Source organism: Kitasatospora sp. UYEF31 (genome assembly GCF_057291755.1).
This window is the reverse complement of the sequence record NZ_JBXAWK010000043.1, coordinates 16,098-37,431: the sequence shown is the minus strand read 5'-3', so window position 1 is coordinate 37,431 and position 21,334 is coordinate 16,098. Positions and strand designations below refer to the sequence as shown.

General features: G+C 68.3%; 18 protein-coding genes, 3 tRNA genes and 1 pseudogene. 8 read left to right on the top strand and 14 right to left on the bottom strand.

All coding sequences use genetic code 11. The features are described 5' to 3' along the window. Window positions 1-104 precede the first annotated feature (104 nt). Window positions 105-773, top strand: coding sequence for a 2-phospho-L-lactate guanylyltransferase (cofC, locus tag AC0Z36_RS20730; RefSeq protein WP_485464469.1), 669 nt, complete (start codon window positions 105-107; stop codon window positions 771-773). 14 nt (window positions 774-787) lie between these two features. After that, the gene (locus tag AC0Z36_RS20725) at window positions 788-991 is read left to right on the top strand and encodes a S1 domain-containing protein (protein ID WP_485464468.1); all 204 of its coding nucleotides are present in this window, start codon (window positions 788-790) and stop codon (window positions 989-991) included. 244 nt (window positions 992-1,235) lie between these two features. Here AC0Z36_RS20725 and AC0Z36_RS20720 read toward each other — a convergent pair whose 3' ends face one another. From AC0Z36_RS20720 to leuC, 4 genes are all read right to left on the bottom strand, one after another. Beyond that, entirely contained in the window at window positions 1,236-1,985 is a 750-nt protein-coding gene (locus tag AC0Z36_RS20720; RefSeq protein ID WP_485464467.1) for an HU family DNA-binding protein, read from the bottom strand. 116 nt (window positions 1,986-2,101) lie between these two features. After that, window positions 2,102-2,317 (bottom strand): SCO5555 family protein, encoded by a 216-nt coding sequence (locus AC0Z36_RS20715; RefSeq protein ID WP_485464487.1) that lies wholly within the window; start codon window positions 2,315-2,317, stop codon window positions 2,102-2,104. 197 nt (window positions 2,318-2,514) lie between these two features. Continuing rightward, window positions 2,515-3,117: a 3-isopropylmalate dehydratase small subunit gene (gene leuD / locus AC0Z36_RS20710; protein WP_485464466.1), complete on the bottom strand. Its 603-nt coding sequence runs from the start codon at window positions 3,115-3,117 to the stop codon at window positions 2,515-2,517. A 315-nt stretch (window positions 3,118-3,432) separates the two neighbouring features. Further along, the gene (leuC, locus tag AC0Z36_RS20705) at window positions 3,433-4,848 is read right to left on the bottom strand and encodes a 3-isopropylmalate dehydratase large subunit (protein WP_485464465.1); all 1,416 of its coding nucleotides are present in this window, start codon (window positions 4,846-4,848) and stop codon (window positions 3,433-3,435) included. A 121-nt stretch (window positions 4,849-4,969) separates the two neighbouring features. Here leuC and AC0Z36_RS20700 point away from each other — a divergent pair, with 121 nt between their 5' ends. Then, window positions 4,970-5,695 carry an IclR family transcriptional regulator gene (locus AC0Z36_RS20700; protein WP_485464464.1) on the top strand — a complete coding sequence of 242 codons (726 nt, stop codon included), beginning with the start codon at window positions 4,970-4,972 and terminating at the stop codon, window positions 5,693-5,695. Window positions 5,696-5,891: 196 nt separating this feature from the next. Here the strand turns inward: AC0Z36_RS20700 and AC0Z36_RS20695 are convergent. From AC0Z36_RS20695 to AC0Z36_RS20670, 6 genes are all read right to left on the bottom strand, one after another. Beyond that, window positions 5,892-5,967: transfer RNA gene (locus AC0Z36_RS20695), tRNA-Glu, on the bottom strand. Between the two features lie 70 nt (window positions 5,968-6,037). Then, a tRNA-Glu gene (locus AC0Z36_RS20690) sits at window positions 6,038-6,110 on the bottom strand. Between the two features lie 61 nt (window positions 6,111-6,171). Then, window positions 6,172-6,243: transfer RNA gene (locus tag AC0Z36_RS20685), tRNA-Gln, on the bottom strand. Between the two features lie 329 nt (window positions 6,244-6,572). Next, window positions 6,573-8,096, bottom strand: a complete 1,524-nt coding sequence (gltX, locus tag AC0Z36_RS20680; RefSeq protein WP_485464463.1) for a glutamate--tRNA ligase — start codon at window positions 8,094-8,096, stop codon at window positions 6,573-6,575. Then, window positions 8,089-8,886: a fumarylacetoacetate hydrolase family protein gene (locus AC0Z36_RS20675; protein ID WP_485464462.1), complete on the bottom strand. Its 798-nt coding sequence runs from the start codon at window positions 8,884-8,886 to the stop codon at window positions 8,089-8,091. The genes gltX and AC0Z36_RS20675 overlap by 8 nt, the downstream gene beginning before the upstream one ends. Window positions 8,887-8,960: 74 nt before the next feature. Then, entirely contained in the window at window positions 8,961-9,113 is a 153-nt protein-coding gene (locus AC0Z36_RS20670) for a hypothetical protein (protein ID WP_485464461.1), read from the bottom strand. Window positions 9,114-9,740: 627 nt separating this feature from the next. Between AC0Z36_RS20670 and AC0Z36_RS20665 the strand changes: the two genes are divergently transcribed. The 5 genes and pseudogenes from AC0Z36_RS20665 to AC0Z36_RS20645 all read left to right on the top strand — a co-directional run bounded on the left by AC0Z36_RS20665 (window position 9,741) and on the right by AC0Z36_RS20645 (window position 16,039). Then, complete coding sequence (locus AC0Z36_RS20665; protein ID WP_485464460.1) at window positions 9,741-13,922, top strand: nitrate- and nitrite sensing domain-containing protein; 4,182 nt, start codon at window positions 9,741-9,743, stop codon at window positions 13,920-13,922. After that, window positions 13,919-14,341, top strand: a complete 423-nt coding sequence (locus AC0Z36_RS20660; protein ID WP_485464459.1) for a roadblock/LC7 domain-containing protein — start codon at window positions 13,919-13,921, stop codon at window positions 14,339-14,341. Before AC0Z36_RS20665 ends, AC0Z36_RS20660 begins: the two co-directional genes overlap by 4 nt. A gap of 41 nt (window positions 14,342-14,382) precedes the next feature. Beyond that, a pseudogene (locus tag AC0Z36_RS20655) lies at window positions 14,383-14,709 on the top strand (DUF742 domain-containing protein); the annotation flags it as partial. Beyond that, on the top strand, window positions 14,690-15,277 hold the full coding sequence (locus AC0Z36_RS20650) for a GTP-binding protein (protein WP_485464458.1): 588 nt from the start codon (window positions 14,690-14,692) through the stop codon (window positions 15,275-15,277). The pseudogene AC0Z36_RS20655 and the gene AC0Z36_RS20650, both read left to right, overlap by 20 nt. Before the next feature lie 333 nt (window positions 15,278-15,610). Then, complete coding sequence (locus AC0Z36_RS20645; RefSeq protein ID WP_485464457.1) at window positions 15,611-16,039, top strand: hypothetical protein; 429 nt, start codon at window positions 15,611-15,613, stop codon at window positions 16,037-16,039. 160 nt (window positions 16,040-16,199) lie between these two features. Here the strand turns inward: AC0Z36_RS20645 and cimA are convergent, their stop codons facing one another. The 4 genes from cimA to AC0Z36_RS20625 all read right to left on the bottom strand — a co-directional run bounded on the left by cimA (window position 16,200) and on the right by AC0Z36_RS20625 (window position 21,192). Continuing rightward, window positions 16,200-17,804, bottom strand: coding sequence for a citramalate synthase (gene cimA, locus AC0Z36_RS20640; RefSeq protein ID WP_485464456.1), 1,605 nt, complete (start codon window positions 17,802-17,804; stop codon window positions 16,200-16,202). A gap of 409 nt (window positions 17,805-18,213) precedes the next feature. Further along, window positions 18,214-20,610: a caspase, EACC1-associated type gene (locus AC0Z36_RS20635; RefSeq protein WP_485464455.1), complete on the bottom strand. Its 2,397-nt coding sequence runs from the start codon at window positions 20,608-20,610 to the stop codon at window positions 18,214-18,216. Then, window positions 20,604-20,732: a hypothetical protein gene (locus tag AC0Z36_RS20630; protein ID WP_485464454.1), complete on the bottom strand. Its 129-nt coding sequence runs from the start codon at window positions 20,730-20,732 to the stop codon at window positions 20,604-20,606. Before AC0Z36_RS20630 ends, AC0Z36_RS20635 begins: the two co-directional genes overlap by 7 nt. Then, window positions 20,725-21,192 carry an effector-associated constant component EACC1 gene (locus AC0Z36_RS20625; protein WP_485464453.1) on the bottom strand — a complete coding sequence of 156 codons (468 nt, stop codon included), beginning with the start codon at window positions 21,190-21,192 and terminating at the stop codon, window positions 20,725-20,727. The genes AC0Z36_RS20630 and AC0Z36_RS20625 overlap by 8 nt, the downstream gene beginning before the upstream one ends. Window positions 21,193-21,334: the final 142 nt, after the last annotated feature.

Sequence of the window (21,334 nt, the reverse complement as noted above, 5' to 3'; positions counted from 1 at the left end):
GGTGGTGATGTGTGTCCGGCCCGATTATGGACAAGTCGATGCGTAACGGGAACAGGGAGAGCCACCAAATCTCGTTCCGCGGCGGATGCGAGGATCTTCCGGTGATGTCCGTGACGCATTCCACAGGTTCCACGGGCCCCGTACGGCCGTGGATCCTGGTGGTCCCGGTCAAGCCCCCGGCCGTCGGCAAGAGCCGCCTCGCCCCCTACAGCGGGCCGCTGCGCCCCGGCCTGGCCCTGGCCTTCGCCGTGGACACCGTCGCCGCCGCACTGGCCTGCGACCGGGTCCAGGGCATCCTGGTGGTCACCGACGACCTCGAAGTCTCCGACCGGGTACGCGAAGTCGGCGCACTCACCGTGCCCGACGTAGGCACCGGCCTGAACGGCGCACTGGCACACGGGGCCCGGACGGCCGCCGCCCGCTTCCCCGGGGCGTGGCTCGCCGCGATGTCCGCCGACCTCCCCGCGCTGCGTCCGGCGGAACTGGACGCCGTACTGGCCGACGCGGAACGCGCCCCGAGGTCCTTCCTCGCCGACGCGGCCAGGATCGGCACGACCATGCTGACCGCCGCGCCGGGGGTGCCCCTGACGCCGCGCTTCGGCGGCCCGTCACGCCGGGCCCATCTGCTGTCCGGGGCGCGGGAGATCACCCTGTACGGGGTGGAAACGGCCCGTCGTGACGTGGACACGGCCGACGACCTGCGGGAGGCCGTACGCCTGGGTGTAGGGCCGCGTACGGCCACCCTGGTGCCGCTGTTGCCCGCCTTTTGTTGAGTACGCTGCCGTCCATGCAGGCCACAGTGCGATCCTTCGACGCTTCCACCACCACCGGATCGGTGCTGCTCGACGACGGCACCCCGGTCGATTTCGGGCAGTCGGCGTTCGCCGCCTCGGGGTTGCGGCTGCTGCGCCCGGGGCAGCGCGTCCGGCTGCGACTCGACGCGACGGGCGGCATCGGCTTCCTGACGATCGCAACCCTGAGTGACCCGTAGGAACCACCAGGCGATGGGCGCGTAGCGTCCCGAGCGCGTCGGAGGAGTCGGCGAAGCCCGGCGGCGGACGCGGCACCGGGCGACGCGCTGGGGTAGGTCCGGATTCCTGAGCGAAGCGAACGAAGCGGCCCCGAGTGTTTGGAGCCCGGCAGAAAAACAGCCGGGGCCGGAAATCCGTACAAGGATTTCCGGCCCCGGCTGATGTGCGTACTGATGTGCGTACTGATGTGCCTACTGCTGGGTGTTACTTCTTCGCGGGGGCCTTCTTCGCCGCCGGCTTCTTGGCCGCGGGCTTCTTCGCGGCCTTGACCACGGTCTTCTTCACCGTGGCGGTGGCCGCGGCGGCGACGGGGGCCGCAGCCTTGGCCGTGGTCTTCTTCGCTGCCGCGGGCTTGGCGGCCGTCTTGGTCGCGGCCTTGGCCGGAGCCTTCTTCGCAGCGGCCTTCGCGGGGGCGGCCTTGACGACAGCGGCCTTCGCGGTGGTCTTCTTCGCCGCCGCGGGCTTGGCGGCCGTCTTGGTCGCGGCCTTGGCCGGAGCCTTCTTCGCAGCGGCCTTCGCGGGGGCGGCCTTGACGACAGCGGCCTTCGCGGTGGTCTTCTTCGCCGCCGCGGGCTTGACAGCCGTCACCTTGGGCGTGGTCGCCTTGGCTGCGGCGGCCTTGCCCGGGGCCGGGGTCGGGCTGCTCTTGGCAGCCGCGCTTCCGGTCTTCGGGAGCTTCTTGGTGCCACCGGTCAGGTCCTTGAAGCCCTGGCCCGCGCGGAAACGCGGAACTGCGGTCTTCTTGACGCGCACCCGCTCACCCGTCTGCGGGTTGCGGGCGTAGCGCGCGGGGCGCTCGACCTTCTCGAAGGAGCCGAAGCCCGTGATGGAAACCCGGTCGCCGCCGGTGACCGCGCGGACGATGGTGTCGAGAACCGCGTCTACCGCCTCCGCAGCCTGACGACGTCCACCGAGTCGATCCGCGACAGCTTCGACGAGCTGAGCCTTGTTCACGTCTACCCCTTCAGAAAAGTTAACCGGATCAGGACAACCGGCTATCGGCACGTTATGCGCCTAAATATGTCAAAGCAATTGCTGGAAGCGCGAATCACCCTTGTGCCGCAGTGGATTCAGGACTGCGGGGGTGTCTGCGGCACTTCGGGCTCGTTGTCCAGGTCATCCAGAAACTTGGCCAACCGCCGTGCGGCATCGCCCAGATCATGCTTCGCGGTATCAGTGATGATGAGAAGTCTGCGTACGAGAACGACTTTCCGTTCTTCGTCGACCTCACGTCGGGCCACGGATGCGTGGGCGAGTTTGAGATCCGCTGCGAGTTCGGCGTACAGCCCTGGTGGTTGTGAGGCGTCAGCGTCCGGTCCGCACCCGGACAGGTCGCGCTCAACAGGGACTGGGTCGTTCACCCACTGATTGTCGCAGCTTGTCCCGGGATGCCCCACCGGGGGTGAAGTCGGGGCGAAAATGCCGAGGCGGCAGGACGCTTGGAGCGTCCTGCCGCCTCGGGAAATCCGGGATATAGGGCCGTTCAGACGACCGGTACCGGCTGTGTCAGAGGCAGCCATCCGGGTCGATTCGCTTCGAACGCGGTGACGTCTTCTTCATGACGCAACGTCAAACCGATATCGTCCAAACCCTCCAGCAAACGCCAGCGGGTGTACTCGTCCAACTCGAAGTCCGCAACGAGTTCACCGGCTCTGACCTGGCGGTCTACCAGATCGACGGTGATCTGCAGGGTCGGGTCCGACTCGATCAGCGCCCACAGTCTTTCGATGGTCTCTTGCGGCAGGATCACCGTCAGCAGTCCCTGCTTGAGCGAGTTGCCGCGGAAGATATCGGCGAAGCGCGACGAGACGACGGCCTTGAATCCGTAGTTCTGCAGCGCCCATACGGCGTGTTCACGGGAGGAACCGGTACCGAAGTCGGGACCGGCGACCAGGACCGTGCCGCCGACGAACTCCGGTTTGTTGAACACGAACTCCGGATCCTTGCGCCAGGCCTCGAACAGACCGTCTTCAAATCCAGTCTTGGTGACCTTCTTGAGCCAGTGCGCGGGGATGATCTGGTCGGTGTCCACATTGCTGGCGCGCAGCGGAACGGCCGTACCGGTGTGGGTGGTGAAGGCTTGCATAGTGATCAGACTCCAGCGTGACGGGAAAGAGGCGACTGAGCGCAGCGAAGGAGCGCGTCCGGAGGACGCGGCTTGACCGGGCGACGCGCTGAAGCAGCGACGACGCGTGAGCGAAGCGAAGGCGACGACGCCCTCAGCGCTTGGAGCCCGGCTCCAAATCAGCTTGACCGGGCGACGCGCTGAAGCAGCGACGACGCGTGAGCGAAGCGAAGGCGACGACGCCCTCAGCGCTTGGAGCCCGGCTCCAAACCAGCTTGACCGGGCGACGCGCTGAAGCAGCGACGACGCGTGAGCGAAGCGAAGGCGACGACGCCCTCAGCGCTTGGAGCCCGGCTCCAAATCAGCCGGTGCGGCCAGGTGGCCCAGCACGGCGGTGGCGGCAGCGACCTGCGGCGAAACCAGGTGGGTGCGGCCGCCCTTCCCCTGCCTGCCTTCGAAGTTGCGGTTGGACGTGGACGCGGAGCGCTCACCGGGGGCGAGTTGGTCCGGGTTCATGCCCAGGCACATCGAGCAGCCCGCGTACCGCCATTCGGCGCCGGCTTCAGTGAACACCTTGTCCAGGCCCTCGGAGACGGCCTCGATCGAGACGCGCACCGAACCGGGAACGACCAGCATCCGTACACCGTCGGCGACTTTGCGGCCCTTCATGATGTCGGCGACCGCGCGCAGGTCCTCAAGCCGGCCGTTGGTGCAGGAGCCGACGAAGACCGTGTCGACCTTGACGTCGCGAAGCTTCTGGCCGGCGGTCAGCCCCATGTACGTCAGGGCCTTGGCGGCGGCGTCGCGCTCCGACGGGTCGGCGAACGACGCCGGGTCGGGTACCGAAGCGCTCAGCGGCGCGCCCTGGGCGGGGTTCGTGCCCCACGTCACGAACGGGGACAGTCCGGCCGCCTCGATGACGACCTCGTGGTCGTACACCGCGTCGTCGTCGGTCTTCAACGTCTTCCAGTACGCGACGGCTTCGTCCCAGTCGGCGCCCTGGGGCGCGTGCGGGCGGCCTTCGACGTACGCGAACGTGGTCTCGTCGGGGGCGATCATGCCGGCCCGCGCGCCCGCCTCGATCGACATGTTGCAGACCGTCATCCGGCCCTCCATCGAGAGGTGCCGGATCGCTTCGCCCCGGTACTCGATGACGTAGCCCTGGCCGCCGCCGGTGCCGATCTTCGCGATGACCGCGAGGATGAGGTCCTTGGCGGTGACGCCGGCGGGCAGCGGGCCGTTGACGGTGACCGCCATGGTCCTGAACGGCGCCAGCGGCAGCGTCTGGGTCGCGAGCACGTGCTCGACCTGGCTGGTGCCGATGCCGAACGCCAGGGCGCCGAAGGCGCCGTGGGTGGAGGTGTGGGAGTCGCCGCACACGACCGTCATACCGGGCTGGGTCAGGCCGAGCTGGGGGCCGACGACGTGCACGACGCCCTGCTCGATGTCGCCGAGCGAGTGGATGCGCACGCCGAAGTCGGCGGCGTTCTTGCGCAGCGTCTCCAGTTGGATGCGGGACACCGGGTCCGCGATGGGCTTGTCGACGTCGAGGGTCGGGGTGTTGTGGTCCTCGGTCGCGATCGTGAGATCGGTCCGGCGGACCGGGCGGCCGGCCTGACGGAGACCGTCGAAGGCCTGCGGGCTGGTCACCTCGTGCAGTAGGTGCAGGTCGATGTAGAGCAGATCCGGTTCACCGTCGGCACGTCGTACGACGTGGGACTCCCAGACCTTCTCCGCGAGCGTGCGTCCCATGGCAATTCCCCAATCGGACCGGCTTCGTCGCCGACCCTCGTTGTAGCGTCCGGTCGAGCGTGCCACGCACGTCACATCGGACGGACTTGCGTCTCGTCATTCGAGACGTCAATATCAAGGCATGGACAACTCTAGCGGAGTCGGCGTACTCGACAAGGCAGCTGTGGTTCTGGGCGCCCTGGAGGCAGGCCCGGCCACGCTCGCGAGCCTGGTCTCGGCCACCGGACTGGCCCGGCCCACCGCGCACCGCCTCGCGGTCGCACTCGAACACCACCGTCTGGTGGCCCGTGACATGCAGGGCCGCTTCGTGCTCGGCCCGAGGCTGGCCGAACTGGCCGCCGCGGCCGGTGAGGACCGGCTGCTCGCCGCCGCGCACCCGGTGCTCTCACACCTGCGCGACCTCACTGGGGAGAGCGCGCAGCTCTACCGGCGCCAGGGCGACATGCGCGTCTGTGTGGCCGCCGCCGAGCGCCTCTCGGGCCTGCGGGACACCGTCCCGGTCGGCAGCACGCTGCCGATGAAGGCCGGTTCGGCCGCACAGGTGCTGCTCGCGTGGGAGGAGCCCGAGCGGCTGCACCGCGGCCTACAGGGCGCGCGTTTCACCGCGACCACGCTGTCGGGCGTCCGGCGGCGCGGCTGGGCGCAGAGCATCGGCGAGCGCGAGGCCGGCGTCGCGTCGGTCTCCGCGGGCGTCCGCGGCCCCAGCAACCGCATCGTGGCCTCCGTGTCCGTCTCAGGGCCGATCGAGCGCCTGACGCGCCACCCGGGCCGCCTGCACGCCCAAGCCGTCCTGGACGCCGCCGCACGCCTCTCCGAGGCCCTGCGCAAGTCCCAGGTGGACCTGTAGGTCCACGCGGGCTTCACCTCCGTACGAAGTTAAAACGCGCAACACCCCCGACCGGTCGCCCCGTAAGGCGACCGGGCCGGGGATTGTGTCGTTCTCTGGACCACCGGAGAGAAAACGGAGTGCGGAAAACAGAAAACCCCCCGGCGTTCGCCGAAGCGATTCAAGCCGGAGGGTTCTCCTGGTTTTTCTGCTGCTCTGGTAGTCCCGACGGGATTCGAACCCGCGCTACCGCCTTGAGAGGGCGGTGTGCTAGGCCACTACACAACGGGACCCTAGCGAGATGTTGCTCTTTTTTATCAAGCCGGGCTCCCTCCCCGTTAAGGGGAGGGCTCACCTTGCTTGTAGCTCCGACGGGATTCGAACCCGCGCTACCGCCTTGAGAGGGCGACGTGCTAGGCCACTACACAACGGAGCCAACACGAAGTGATCATTTTTCAATGACCACCAGCTCGTGATCCACCCGAAGGTGATCACAGCTGGGGTACCAGGACTCGAACCTAGACTAACGGAACCAGAAACCGCCGGGCTGCCAATTACCCCATACCCCATCACAATGGCTTCAGCTCTTCGATCTTACCGGATCATCCGGACCTGCCGGACGACTACCGACCCGATGTTCAGGGCTTCTGCTTTGGCTTGCCCCCGTTGAGGTTTCCCTCGGCGACAGAAAGAACTTTACCCGATGACCGGCCCTGTTCCAAAACGGGTTCCCCCAAGCCCTTAGAGCTCCCTCACCGACCACCCGCCAGTCGGCCGTCGGGACGTCCCCCGGCTCCCTGTTCGAGCCGTCGTACGGGTCCTGAACTGCGCCAGGGCCCGCCCCCGACAGAGTCGGAGACGGGCCCTGGACGCCTTCAGCTGATGGTGACCGGGCAGGTCAGCCCTCGCTGTCCGCCTCAATGCCGGCCTCGGCGGCACGCAGGCGGCGCAGGGTCTCGTCGCGGCCGAGGAGTTCCATCGACTCGAACAGCGGCGGGGAGACCCGGCGCCCCGTCGCGGCGACCCGCAGCGGCGTGAAGGCGTTCTTGGGCTTGAGGCCGAGACCGTCCACCAGCGCCTCACGCAACACCGCCTGGATCGGGTCGGTGGCCCACTCGACCTTCTCCAGCGCCGTGATCGACGCCTGGAGGACCGGCTTGGCGTCGGCCTTGAGGACCTTGGCCCGGTCGGTCTCGTCCAGTGCGAACTTCTCCGGCGCGACGAACAGGAAGCCGGCCATGCCGACGATCTCCGAGAGCACGACCATGCGCTCCTGGGTCAGCGGCGCGACCGCGGCCAGCAGGTCCAACTGCTCCTTGGCAGGCTCGGCCGGCAGCAGGTCGACCGCTTGGAGGAACGGCACCAGACGGGCGCAGAAGTCCTCGGGCGCGAGCATCCGCAGGTGGTCGCCGTTGATCGCCTCGCACTTCTTGAGGTCGAAGCGCGCCGGGTTGGCGTTGACGGCGGCGATGTCGAACGCGGCCACCATCTCGTCCATCGAGAAGATGTCCTGGTCGGCCGACAGCGACCAGCCGAGCAGCGACAGGTAGTTGAGCAGGCCCTCGGGCAGGAAGCCGAGCTCGCGGTACAGGTTGAGCGAAGCCTCCGGGTCGCGCTTGGAGAGCTTCTTGTTGCCCGCGCCCATGACGTAAGGCAGGTGCCCGAACTGCGGGGTGACGCCGGTGCCGACACCGAGCTCCGCGAGTGCGCCGTACAGCGCGATCTGGCGCGGGGTGGAGGACAGCAGGTCCTCGCCGCGCAGCACGTGGGTGATCTCCATCAACGCGTCGTCGATGGGGTTGACCAGCGTGTACAGCGGCTTGCCGTTGGCCCGCAGGATCGCGAAGTCGGGCACGTGCTCGGGCTCGAAGCTCAGCTCGCCGCGGACCAGGTCGGTGAAGGTGATGGTGCTGTCCGGCATCCGGAAGCGCAGCACCGCCGGGCGGCCCCCGGCGCGGTAGGCCTCGACCTGCTCAGCGGTCAGGTCGCGGCAGTGGCCGTCGTACCCGGAGGGCTTGCCGGCCGCGCGGGCCGCGTCCCGGCGCTGGTCCAACTCCTCGGTGCTGCAGTAGCACTCGTACGCGTACCCGCCGTCGTGCAGCCGCTTGGCGACGTCGGCGTAGATGTCCATCCGCTCGGACTGGCGGTAGGGCGCGTGCGGGCCGACACCCTCGACGGAGGAACCGTCGAACGCGGCCGGGCCCTCGTCCCAGTCGAAGCCGAGCCACCGCAGCGAGTCCAGCAGCTGGTTGTACGAGTCCTCGGAGTCGCGGGCCGCGTCGGTGTCCTCGATGCGGAAGATGAACTTCCCACCGTGGTGCCGGGCGAAGGCCCAGTTGAAGAGGGCCGTACGGATCAACCCGACGTGCGGGTTGCCGGTCGGGGACGGACAGAAACGAACACGTACGGGTGCGTTAGCCACGCTTGATCACCTTGTTGGTGAGAGTGCCGATGCCTTCGATGGAGACGGCGACCTCGTCGCCGACGTTGAGCGGACCGACACCCGCGGGGGTGCCGGTCAGGATCACATCACCGGGCAGGAGGGTCATCGCCTCGGTGATGTGCACGATCAGTTCAGTGATGGAGCGGACCATCTGGGAGGTGCGTCCGGCCTGCCGCAGCTCGCCGTTGACCTCAGTGGTGATCGCGAGACCGTCGCTGTCGAGCTGCTCCAGGGAGATCCCGGTCTCGATCCAGGGACCCAGCGGGCAGGACCCGTCGAAGCCCTTGGCGCGGGCCCACTGCCCCTCGGTGCGCTGCGCGTCGCGCGCGGTGAGGTCGTTGGCGATGGTGAAGCCGAGGATGACGTCCTGGACCCGGTTGGCGGGGACCTCACGGCACATGGTGCCGATGACCACGGCCAGTTCGCCCTCGAAGCTGAGCTCGGAGGTGAACGGCGGGTACGCGATCGTGTCCCCGGGGCCGGTCACCGAAGTTGAAGGCTTGAAGAACACCAGCGGGACGTCCGGGACGTCGCTTCCCATTTCCTTCGCGTGGTCGGCGTAGTTCTTGCCGACCCCCACGACCTTGCTGGGGAGCATGGGCGGCAGGAGCCGGACCCCGTCGAGCCGGTGGGTCCCGCCGGTGGGACGCAACTCCCCGAAGGGGTGCCCGGCCAGAGTGGCGACCATGAGGGTGTCCGGGTCTTCGGGAGCTCCTCCCACCACCCCGAACGAGACGTTGCCGTCGACCGAGAACCTGACGATGCGCACCGGGGGTCACCTTTGGATCGGGGTGTCTTGTGAACACCCCCAGGCTATCCGGCGCGGTGGGGGTCAGCCCGTGGTCACAGGTTTATGCGCTTCGGGTTGGCCGTGACGAGCGGGACGCTGACGACCTCGGCGGCCGACGACTCGGAGCCGGTGCGCGGCGCGGGAACAGTGTGCAGCTGGATGCGTCGCGGGTTGGCGGTCGTCGCGGGGAGGGTCATGTCAGTCATGCCGACAAGATTACTTCGCCGCGGGCATGCCTCCCGCCGGGCCTCACGCGGGGCACGGGGTGCCGGGTGCACCGCTTCCGGCCACGAACGCGCGGTGGGCGACTTGTGACACTTCGGGCGTTCTCCGGAAATCCAGCACGACGGGGCGTAGCATTTCGTGCGCGGTACGTGATCGGTGGATTGCGTATTCCTGTGATGTTCGCCTCTCTGTCGATGCGGTAAAGGTGGGGTCATTTGCCCTCGAACGTCCCTTTATACCGGCTAATACCCGGGCAACCAGGTCAGATCGGCTTGAGCGCCCTGATCCGCATTTGTCGGTATCCGGCTATCTTGTTGCGGCCACGGTGCTGTGCTGGAATGCCGTGCGACTACTAAGGGTGGTTCCCAACCGCAGCCCCCGTCCGGAACGCGAGACTGGGTGCTAACACAGTCGCGCGAAAACACAGGTGTTCGGAAACACGGCCGTCCGGATCGCAGTCCGTTCGGCCCTAAAGCGGTAACGGACAGCATGTATCACACGCCTCGCCGAACCGGCGGGTCGACGACTGGTCACAAGAGGTTGCGACGCTAGTGCAGGGACGTCGGAAGAGGCAGCAAGAGTCCATACCCCCGGCTGCGGCCGGCGCTGTGGACGTGCACGCCCACCAGGAAGCCACCGGACCCGTCGGCCAGGACAACTCCTCGGCCGGCGAATCGTCGCGCGAACGCGCCCCGAAGACTAAAAAGGACAAGAGCCCGAAGGCCGCCAGCGGCGGCTCGCGGATCGGCGGATTCTTCGCCATCCGCAACTGGCGTATCCGTACGCGAATCACCGCCCTGCTGCTGCTGCCCGTTGTGGTCGCGGCGCTGCTCGGTGGCCTGCGGATCCAGGCATCGATCGACAAGTCCGCTGAGATGGACCGCGTCAACACGGCGAGCGCCGTGCTGAACGCGGCCGCCAGCCTCAGCAAGGCACTGTCAGCGGAGCGCGACGTCAGCGCCGCGCCGCTGACCCTCGGCCTGACCCCGGAGAGCCAGCCCGCGGTCATGGGCGCCCGGAAGGCGACCGATGAATCGGTGAAGCGCTACGCCGCCACGGCCACCAAGATCGACACTCAGGACCTGCCGATCCTGCGCAAGACCCTGGAACGCTCACAGCGCAAGCTGTCGGACCTCGACTCGGTCCGCAAGAACGCGTACAAGAACAACGGGATCAAGTCGACCGTCCTGGGCGGTTACGGCACGATCATCGAGCAGTTGCTGTCGGTCTACCAGGAAGCCCCTGAGCTGACCCGCGACGCCGACCTGATCCAGGGCGCCCGTGCGCTGTACGCGTACGGAATGATGTACTCCAACGCGACCGCCCAGCGGGCCGCGCTGATGGCGTACAGCGCCAAGCCGAACGAATCCTTCGCGGACTCCTACGAGACGCTGAAGCAGGCCAACGACGACGAACTCGGCGCGTTGCGGCAGTTCGACGAACTGGCCCCTGAGTCGTGGCGCAACCTGCTGAAGACCACTGTCACCACGGACAAGACGACCGTGGTCGAGCAGATGCTGCAGAACGCCAAGTCCGCGGTGAAGCCGCAGAACAGCGACACGAACAAGCCTGAACCGCTCGGCAAGGAGCTCAACTCCGCCGACTGGTGGAAGGCCACCGAGGTCAAGCTCGGTTCGCTCAACAAGGTGCACGCCGTACTGGGCGGAAAGCTCCAGCAGCTGGCCGCCGACCTGCGGCAGGGCGCCCGCGACGACGCCACCCGCGACGCGATCCTGGTCGTCTCCGCGCTGCTCGTCACCATCCTCCTGGGTGTGTTCGTCGCCCGGTCGCTGGTCAAGTCGCTGAACCGGCTGCGCCGCGGCGCGCTGGAGATCGCCGAGCAGCGGCTGCCTGAAACGGTGCGCCGACTCGCGGAGTCCGATCCCGCCGACGTCGACCTGGAGATCCAGCCGATCCCGGTGTTCTCCAAGGACGAGGTCGGCCAGGTGGCCCGCGCGTTCGACGCGGTCCACGGTGAGGCCGTGCGCCTCGCCGCCGAGCAGGCCCTCCTGCGAGGCAACGTCAACTCGATGTTCACCAACCTCTCGCGCCGCAGCCAGTCGCTGATCCAGCGCCAGCTGGCGCTGATCTCCGACTTGGAGAACAAGGAGGCGGACCCGGACCAGTTGGCCAACCTGTTCAAGCTGGACCACCTCGCCACCCGTATGCGCCGCAACGGTGAGAACCTCCTGGTCCTCGCCGGTGAGGAGCCGGGCCGCCGGTGGACCCGCCCCGTGCCGCTGGTCGACGTGCTCCGCGCCGCCGCGTCCGAGGTGGAGCAGTACGAGCGGGTCGAACTGGGCGCACTGCCCACGACCGACCTGGCCGGCCGCGCCGTCAACGACGCGGTCCACCTGCTCGCCGAACTCCTGGAGAACGCGACCACGTTCTCCAGCCCGCACACCAAGGTCCGGGTGACCGGCCACATCCTTCCCGACGGCCGCGCGCTGGTGGAGATCCACGACTCCGGCATCGGCCTGACCGGCGACGACCTCGCCGACGCCAACCAGCGGCTGGCACGCCCGCCGGTGGTTGACGTCTCGATCTCCCGTCGCATGGGTCTGTTCGTGGTCGGCCGACTGGCCACCAGGCACGGCATCCGCGTCCAGCTGCGACCCGGCGAGGGCGGCGGCACGACCGCGCTGGTCATGCTGCCGATCGAGCTCATCCAGGGCGAGCGCGGCGGTTCGGCCGAAGGCTGGGGCGAAGGCGGAAAGGGCCAGCGGCCCGCCGTGGCGCCCGTGCCCGAGAAGGAGCGCATCGAGGCCCGGCCCGCCGCCCAGGCACTGCCGCCGTCCCGCGGTGGCGGTCGCCGTCGCGGCGGTTCGGAGAACGGCGCGTTCGGCGATCCGGCGGCGGACGTCTTCCGCAAGCCCGAGCCGGACGTCACGCGTCAGCAGCAGCCCGCACAGCCCCAGCAGACGGCGCCGTCGCAGCCCCAGCAGGAGCAGCAGCGGCCGCCGAAGCAGGGCCGTCCGGCCCCACAGCAGACGCAGTCCCCCGCCACGGGCCAGTTGCCCCGGCGCGACCAGAACTCGCCTGACGGCGGTGCCACCCGGCCGGAGATCAGCCGGCAGGACACCGGGCAGCAGCCGCAGTACGGCACGCCGTTCGAGGGCGCTCCGGTCTACGAGCGTCCCCCGTACGACACGGGGTCCTACGAGCCCGCGCAGGGTGTCGGCACCGGGTCCTTCCCGGCCCCGCAGGCACCGCAGCCGAACCCGTACGACACCGGTTCCTACGCGGCCGTGCAGGAGACCGGGTCGTACGACGCCCGCGCCTTCCGCGAACAGCCCCGGCAGAGCCCGGAGCAGCCCCAACAGCAGCCGCAGGCGTACAGCCAGACCCCGTACCCGGGCACGCCGGTCGTGCCGGCCGTACCGGACAACCCCTTCGCCCCGGTGGGCCCGGGACCGCAGGCACCCCAGGTGCCCCAGGCCCCGCAGCCCGCACGCCAGGACGACGGGACCCGCGAGTTCCCCGACGGTCTGTTCCGCGAGGAACAGCCGCAGGCGCCGGCGGCCGGTGACGGCGGCCGTTACGCCGACCGGAACGATTACGGCCGGGCCGATCACGGCAGGGCCGACGACCAGCAGCCGCAGCAGCCCGCCAACTGGGCCAACCCGGAGTTCGACCGGCTCTCGCCGGTCCAGCCCCAGGCCTTCGGAGTCCCGCCGCACCGCGGCCCGGAGCCGGAGTGGGCCGAACCCGAACACGTTCGTCCCACCTCGGGTGACTCCCTGCCCGCACTGCGCGACCCGCGCCGCCAGGCACCGCAGCCGCAAGACCAGCAGCCAGGTCAGCGGGGACAGCAGGGCCGGCAGCCCGCGCCGCAGCAGCGGCCCGAGCAACAGCAGCGGCCCGAGCAGCAGCAGCGCCCCCGGGCCGAGCTGCCCGCCGCACCGCAGCCCGCCCTTGAGGCACCGGCACCGCAGGGCTGGCCTGGCCAGCAGCAGCCCCAGCAGCAGCTGCACACCCCGGCCGACGGGGTCTCCGCGCTCGACGCGGAGACGGTGGTCGAGTACGGCGACGACGAAGGTTCTCCGATCTTCGACACGCTGAACTCCGACTGGTTCCACCGGCGTACCGGACGCGGCGGGCGCATGCGCGCCGCGCAGGTCCGCTCCAACGACGAGGTGGACGACCCCGGCCTGGGACAGGACGAGGCCGAACGCCCCGCCCGGGTCCGCGGCCGGGCCGCCGAGGCGGCGCCCCTGCCGCAGCGGGCCCCGCAGGTGGACGAGACGGCCCGGTCGTTCCAGCCGCAGGCCGCCCAGCAGCAGCCCGTTGCTGAGCAGCAGGCAGTCCGGGAGTCCCTCCCGAACCGTCAGCAGCCCCAACAGCCGGCGTACGAACAGCAGTCGCCGCAGGCGCCCGCACCGTTCCGCGCCGAACCCCAGCAGGACCCGGCGTCCAGCTGGTACTCCGCGGGCGACGAGGGCTGGCGGGCCGCAGAGGCCGCACGGCTGCCCTCGGAGGGCGGCACCACCGGTGCCGGTCTGCCCCGCCGGGTACCGCGGGCCAACCTGGTCCCCGGTGGGATCAATGAACCCGTCGCGGGCAGCGCGTCCGATGCCTTCCCCGCATCGGCGGCACCCGCAGCACCCAGCGCGCCCGGAGCGCAGGGTGGCGCGGTCGCTCCGCAGGCCCCCGGCCTGTCCCGGAACCCCGACGACGTCCGCGGACGTCTGACCAACTTCCGACGGGGCATCCAGCAGGGCCGCACCGCCGGGACCGGGGGAAGTGCCCCGGGCTCCCGTGATGAGAACAACCAGCAGGAGCAGGCATGACTAATCTGAGCCAGGCCGCGCAGAACCTGAACTGGCTGATCACGAACTTCGTCGACAACACCCCAGGTGTGTCGCACACGGTCGTGGTCTCCGCCGACGGACTGCTGCTCGCCTTGTCCGAGGGATTCCCACGGGACCGGGCCGACCAGCTGGCCGCCGTGGCCTCGGGCCTGACCAGCCTGACTCTGGGTGCCTCGCGCATCTTCGAGGGCGGGCACGTCACCCAGACCGTGGTCGAAATGGAACGGGGTTTCCTGTTCATCATGTCGGTCTCGGACGGTTCGTCCCTTGCCGTGCTGGCGTCGCCCGAGTGCGACATCGGCCTGGTCGGGTACGAGATGGCGCTCCTGGTCGACCGGGCCGGCGCCGTCCTCACACCGGCGCTGCGCGCCGAGTTGCAGGGTGCGCTGCCCCGATGATGCCTTCGGAGATGCCGGACCACGAACAGGACTACACCCAGGCCCTGGTCCGCCCGTACGCGATGACGGGTGGTCGTACCCGTCCGCGCTACCAGCTCGCGTTGGAAGCGCTGGTGACGACCACCCCACAGGTGGCAAACCCCCCCGGCCTGCTGCCTGAGCACCAGCGGATCTGCGCGCTCTGTTCGCAGGTCAAGTCGGTCGCCGAGATCTCGGCACTGCTCGCCATCCCGCTCGGTGTCGCGCGCGTGCTCGTCGCCGACCTCGCCGAGGCCGGACTGGTGGTCATCCACCAGCCCGGGAACGACCAGGGGCAGCCGGACGTGACGCTGCTCGAAAGGGTGCTCAGTGGACTTCGCAAGCTCTAGCCCGGGTCCGGTGGCCCGCTCTTCCACCACCTCCGCGAAGATCGTGGTCGCCGGCGGTTTCGGCGTGGGCAAGACCACCATGGTCGGCGCCGTCTCGGAGATCGCGCCGCTTCGCACCGAAGCGGTGATGACGCAGGCCAGTGCCGGTGTCGACGACCTCTCGGCGACGCCGGACAAACAGACCACCACGGTCGCCATGGACTTCGGCCGCATCACGCTGGACGAGGACCTGATCCTGTACCTCTTCGGTACGCCGGGTCAGCACCGGTTCTGGTTCATGTGGGACGACCTGGTCCGCGGCGCGATAGGCGCGGTCGTGCTGGTCGACACCCGCCGACTGGCGGACTGTTTCCCGGCGATCGACTACTTCGAGAACAGCGGTCTGCCGTTCATCGTGGTGCTGAACTGCTTCGACGGGATGCTCGCGCACTCCGAGGACGATGTCCGCGAAGCACTGCAGATCGGCCCGGACACTCCGATCGTCACCGCCGACGCACGCCGCCGTGAGTCGGCGAAGTCGGCGCTTATCACGCTGGTCGAGCACGCTCTGATGGCGCGCCTGCGCTGATTCGGCGGGTGTTCTGAGCACGTGCTTTGTGGCGGGTCCCGTACTCCGGGGCCCGCCACTGTGTTTTGCGGACGCTTTCGCGGGGAGAAGCGGGCTCTGCGGAATTCGACGGAGAACCGGAAATTGTCACGGAGGGAAACCGTACGGTGACTTCATATTTCACAACTTCGTGACAACCCCGCAGATCAGGCCCGGGAACTCCGATTCCGGTGCCCGCGTTGGTAAGGTCATCAGCACTACTTCGTTGCTGAATCGGTATCTGAACGATTCTGAAACGAACCTCTGATTTATCTGAAAACACCCCAACCCATGACGAACCGAGCAGGGGCTTCCATGGATGACAACACCTGGCGGGCGGTGCAGGCCGCACGGATTCCAGTAGTGGGCGAAGCGACCGGCTCCGGTCTCCCCCTCCGCCTGCCGCAGGCCAATCTGATGCCCGGCGCGGCCGTGGACAGTGGCGGCGGCGAGGACGGTCTGTCCCGCGAGCCGGAAGCGGTCAGGGACCGCTGGACCGCGTTCGCGCAAGGCGTGGAGACCGGCCGCAGCGGGGTTTCGACCCTGTCGCCGAACGTGCTGCCCACCGCGCCGATCGGGGCCGCGGCCAAAGGCGACAACAAGATCAGCCCGAAGGCGAGCGCCAAGAACCACGGCCGCGACACGACCAAGTCGCTGCCCGAGCCCTCGCAGCTGCACGCGCTCCCCGAAGGCTGGGACGAGCCGTGGGGCAAGGGCTGGAAGTCGTTCCGGCCGCAGAGCTGAACCGCTGTGTGTTACCGGGGGCGAGTGAGCGGGGCTTGGGCGGTGTTGTCCGCGGGCGGCTTGGCACGTGGGCCGCGTAACCCACGGGCGGCGTAACCCACGGGCGGCTTAACCCACCCTTCGCGGGAAAGACACCCCAAGCCCCACTCAGCAGGCGGTCTCAGTTCTTCCCCGGCTCCAGACCCGCCTTGATCAGGCCGAAGGTGTACGCGTCCTCAAGTGCGAGCCAGGACGCTGTGATCACGTTCTCCGCGACACCGACCGTGTTCCACTCGTGCTGCCCGTCGCTGGTCTGCACCAGGACCCGGGTGATCGCGTCGGTGCCGTGCCGGCCTTCGAGCAGCCGCACCTTGTAGTCCGTCAGCTCGAAGGTCGCCAGCTGCGGGTAGATCCGCTCAAGCGCCAGACGCAGAGCCTTGTCGAGCGCGTTGACGGGGCCGTTACCCTCCCCCGTCGCGACGATCCGCTCACCCTTGGCGTGCAGTTTCACCGTCGCCTCGTTGACGTGGCCGCCGCCCGCGCGCTGCTCGCTGATGACCCGCCAGCTCTCCAGGGCGAAGAAGCGCTCGCTCGCGCCGGCGACTTCGTCGCGCAGCAGCAGTTCGAAGGACGCGTCCGCGGCCTCGTACGAATAACCGCCGGCCTCGCGGGACTTCACCGCCGCGACGACCCGGCCGACCAGTTCCTTGTCGTCGGAGAGGTCGTAGCCGAGTTCCTTGCCCTTGAGCTCGATCGAGGCGCGGCCGGCCATGTCGGAGATGAGCATCCGCATGTTGTTGCCGACCAGGGCCGGGTCGGTGTGCTGGTAGAGGTCCGGGTCAACCTTGATCGCACTGGCGTGCAGTCCGGCCTTGTGCGCGAACGCCGAAATGCCCACGTACGGCTGGTGCGTGGACGGCGTCAGGTTCACGATCTCGGCGATGGCATGCGAGATGCGGGTCATCTCGCGCAGTTTTCCTTCAGGGAGTACGGACATCCCCTTCTTCAGTTCGAGTGCCGCCACGACCGGGAACAGGTTCGAGTTGCCGACCCGCTCGCCGTAGCCGTTGGCCGTGCACTGCACGTGCGTGGCCCCGCCCTCTACCGCCGCGATGGTGTTGGCGACGGCGCAGCCACTGTCGTCCTGCGCGTGCATCCCGAGCCGGGCGCCGGTCTCCGCCTGGACCTTCGCGACGATCCACTGAACCTGGTTGGGCAGCATGCCGCCGTTGGTGTCGCACAGCACGACGACATCCGCGCCGGCGTCTTTGGCCGTACGGACGACTTCGGTCGCGTACTGCGGGTTGGCTTTGTAGCCGTCGAAGAAGTGCTCACAGTCGACGAACACCCGGCGTCCCTGCGCGCGCAAGTGCTCCACGGTGTCGCGGACCATCGCGAGGTTTTCTTCGAGGGTCGTACGGAGTGCGAGCTTCACGTGCTTGTCATGCGACTTGGCTACCAGGCAGACCACCGGAGCTCCGGAGTCGAGGAGGCCCTGCACCTGCGGGTCGACGGCTGCCGTGGTCCCCGCCTTCCGCGTCGACCCGAAGGCCACCAACTGCGCGTATTTCAAGTGTAGTTCGGTCTCTGCGCGCCGGAAGAACTCAGTGTCCCTCGGCACCGCGCCCGGCCAGCCGCCCTCGATGAACCCGACCCCGAAGTCGTCCAGGTGCCGGGCGATCGCCAGCTTGTCACCGACGGTCAGGTTGATGCCCTCACGCTGTGATCCGTCGCGCAGGGTCGTGTCGAAGACGTGGAAACCGTCATCGGGGTGAAGGGCGGTCATGGCCTTGGGTCTCCCTGGATGTCGCCGGACGCGCACTGGTGCTGTACGTGCTGTGCTGTGCTGTGCTGTGCTGTCGCGTCGGCTGCGGGTTCTGCTCTCGTCAGTCATGGTCTCGGATGTGCGTGTCTACTTCTGCTGGGGTTCGGTCCAGCAGCGCGTCGGCCGCCCGCCGCAACGTCCGCACCAGGGATGGGGTGGGGACGGTTCCGGAAAACAAGAAGACCCCTCGCGGTCGCGAGAGGTCTGCGTGCGGGCGGTGGAGAGGGGGTTGGTTTCCCGCTCAATCCGTTGCCGGCACGCGACAGCTAATAATCACAAGCTGGTGCTTCATGGTGGTGGCAGTCTGCCACAGGTGACGGTAGGTGGACACTGCGTCTCGGTATGTGGGCAGGGGCGTGTCGGGGCGGGGTCATTCGGGGGCGGGTGGGTCAAGTGAGACGAGGAGGTCACGGCAGGTTTTAGCCTCATCCGGTATGCCGAGTTCTTCGAAAACTGCGAAGGCTCGGGTGTAGTACTCACGGGCCCAACCGTGGTCACCCCGACTATGCGCCACCAGCCCCAGAGAGCGCTCAGCTTCGGCCTGGCCAAGGCGTTCGCCCAGAGCGGCTCGCGTCTCAGAAGCCCTGCGGTAAGCCGTCTGCGCTGCGTTGTATTCCCCTCGCATTCGGGCCACATCTCCCAGCCCGATTTCGGCGTTCGCCTGGCCGAGACGATCGCCCAGGTCAATGTATGTCTCGACGGCCCCTTGGTACGCGGCCTCTGCCGCGTCGTAGTCCCTCCGCATCAAGGCCAACTCCCCCAGCTCACACTCAGCAGTGGCACAACCTTTTTCCGACCCGAACTGCCGCATCAGCCCGAACACCCCCCTGGCCTGCTCCGTACGATCGCTGAGCCTCAGCCACTGGCCGACGGCTATGACGAACTTCTCCGATCCCATCCCCTCATCCCGCAACGTCGTCACAACAGCAGACACCAACTCGGCAGCTGCCGATTCCAACCACCGCTTGGCTGCAACCCGGTCGGCGAACACTTCGGCAGACATCGGGTTGCCGTCGATCGGTTCGTTATAGATCCAGCGCTTGGCATGGACAACGGCCTCGTGGAGTTTCTCGTACAAGACCTTCCTGGCGGCAGCCCCGCGGCCATCCTGGTCAGAAAGCTCGGCAGCCCGGCGCGCGTAGTGCCGATACAGGTCGTGGAAGGTGTACCGACCGGCCTTGCACAGCAGTAGGTTTCGGTCGACGAGCATGTCCAGCCGCAACGAAGCAACTGCCCGGGAGAGACCAGTCATGGCAGCCAGAGACAAGCCGTCGAACTCCGGCCCCGGGTGCTGCGCAGCGGCGAACAGAACCGCACACAGGTCGTCGTCCAGCCGCTGGAGGGAGGTCTCGAAGGCCGTCCGTATCGCCCGTCCGCTCTCGGGGAGATGGTGTAACGGGTGTGCCGCTACGCGCATCACCTCGCGCACGACCTGCGGGTTTTTCCCCCGCAGCTGGGCCCCGACCGATCCCAGGGCCAGCGGGAGACGACCGCAGTATCCAGCGATCTCGGCCAGAATCCCACTGTCGACTGATGCAACGTCAGGACACTCGCCGACCATGCGCAGCAATGCAACCGCTTCGAGTAACGGCAGACTGTCCACCGCAATCCGGTTCGCACGCGGCACGCCTCCGTACACTTCCTCTTCGCGGCTGGTGACCAGCACCAGACAGGCGGCGCCCCCAGGCGGGATCAGCGGGATGATCGGGTGACTACCCGCAGCGTTGTCTGCGATCAGCAGGATCTTCTTCCCGACCAGCCACGTACGCCACGTCTCCGCGCGACCCGCGTCGGAGGCCGGGATGCGGTCCGGCGACAGGCCGAGGTTCTGCAGGAGCTCGGCCAGCACAGATCCGACGTCACGCGGTTGCCTGCCCTCGGTGTAGCCGTAGAGGTCGATCTTGTGGCAACCGTCCGGGAAGAGCTGCGCCACCTGCTCCACCGCCGCTTCGGCCAAAGTCGTCTTGCCGACCCCGCCCATGCCGTGGATCACACAGACCTGGGAAGCCCCGGCGGCGGCTTTCCGGGCGATCTCGCCGATCCGGTCGAGTTCTTCCGTACGGCCGACCATGAAGGCGGGCGGAGCCGGAACACTGTTGTGCGACGGACGTCCCCCGGGACCAACTTCACGTAGCTCGCGGCCCGCCGGGTTCCGCGCCAGGACGATCGCGGCGCCGGTGTTCCGGCTGTCGATCTGCGGGACTGGGCGGCCCTTCCCCCGCAGGACGATCTGGAGCCTCCCCGCGATGAGTTGCAGCGTCAGCAGTTCGGGCCCGTCGGCCCAGCCCTTTGTCAGCAACCCGATCAACTCGCCGGTGAAGGCGGTGAGCTCCTCCCCCGGCACAGCGAGCGCTGTGCGTTTGGCGTGGGAGGCAGCCAGCACACACGCGCTGTCCACGACCGCCGCGTTCGCCAGCTCCGCACTCGTGTCACCACCCGACTCCCCGGCCGCATCCATATCACCGGAGGACGCCGCCCGCCCGCTGTAGCAACAATCCAGGATGACGACCTTGTGGGCAGCCGGCGATGCCGCGATGATCCGCCGCAGATCGTCGTACCGCAGCGCGCTCTCGCGCCGACCCTGCTCCGTGTCCGGGAGCGTCAGGTACAACTCCCCGTTGTCCAGCATCCCGTGGCCGCAGTAGTAGACGAGCAGCGTGTCGGTGGCCTGCTCCGCTTTGGCCTTCACGTGATCAGTGATCACCCGTCCGGTGCCCGGTTGCGCGAGCGGAACCGTCGGGCCCCACAGTGCGCTCTGCGTCAGCACTTGCTGAAGCTGGATCGGTTGTTCTCCACCGCCGGGATCGATTCGAGGTGCTGGTAGTCATGCACCCCGATCAGCACCGCCCGCGACGTCTCCGGGTTCGGCAGGCGCCCGGGCTCATTCATCGTCGCCGGAGTCCTCCGTACGCGATGGGTTGTTCAGGTCTTCCCACAGCCTGCGGACCTCGTCAGGGTCGCTGCTGTCGGCGGTCAGCCTCAGGCCGTTGCCTTCGATCACCACAGTCGGCGGGGTGGAGTTCCGCGAGCCGCGCCAGGCGCCGACGCCGCCCAGGAGCCCGCCGAACGCGCCGAATCCGGCGACCACCACGTTGATGATGGCCAGCGCGTCCATTTCGCCGGGCCGCTCCGGGTCGGCAACTGCCTTGAGCGGGAGCCGTTTGGCGTCGGGATCGCCCCGGAGCCAGTCGTAAAGCTCGCCCGTCAGGTGCGGATCGCCTTCGACCCTGATGTGGATGTCCACTGCGGCCCCCGAGGCTTTGTTCAATGCGAACTGGCTTGTCAGCGTATCGATTTCACCCTCGCGCGACACCCGAAGCCGTGAACTCTCCACCAGCGCACGCAGCACGGACCCCGCGCGATACTCCGGGCCCTTGATCGTCGTGGACGCTGAGCATGGATTCTTCTTCCATCCCGCATACGACGATCAAGTCGGGCACAAGGAAGGCTTCTGTCCGATTCCGCTGGATCATCCCGCAAAGCACCCTACG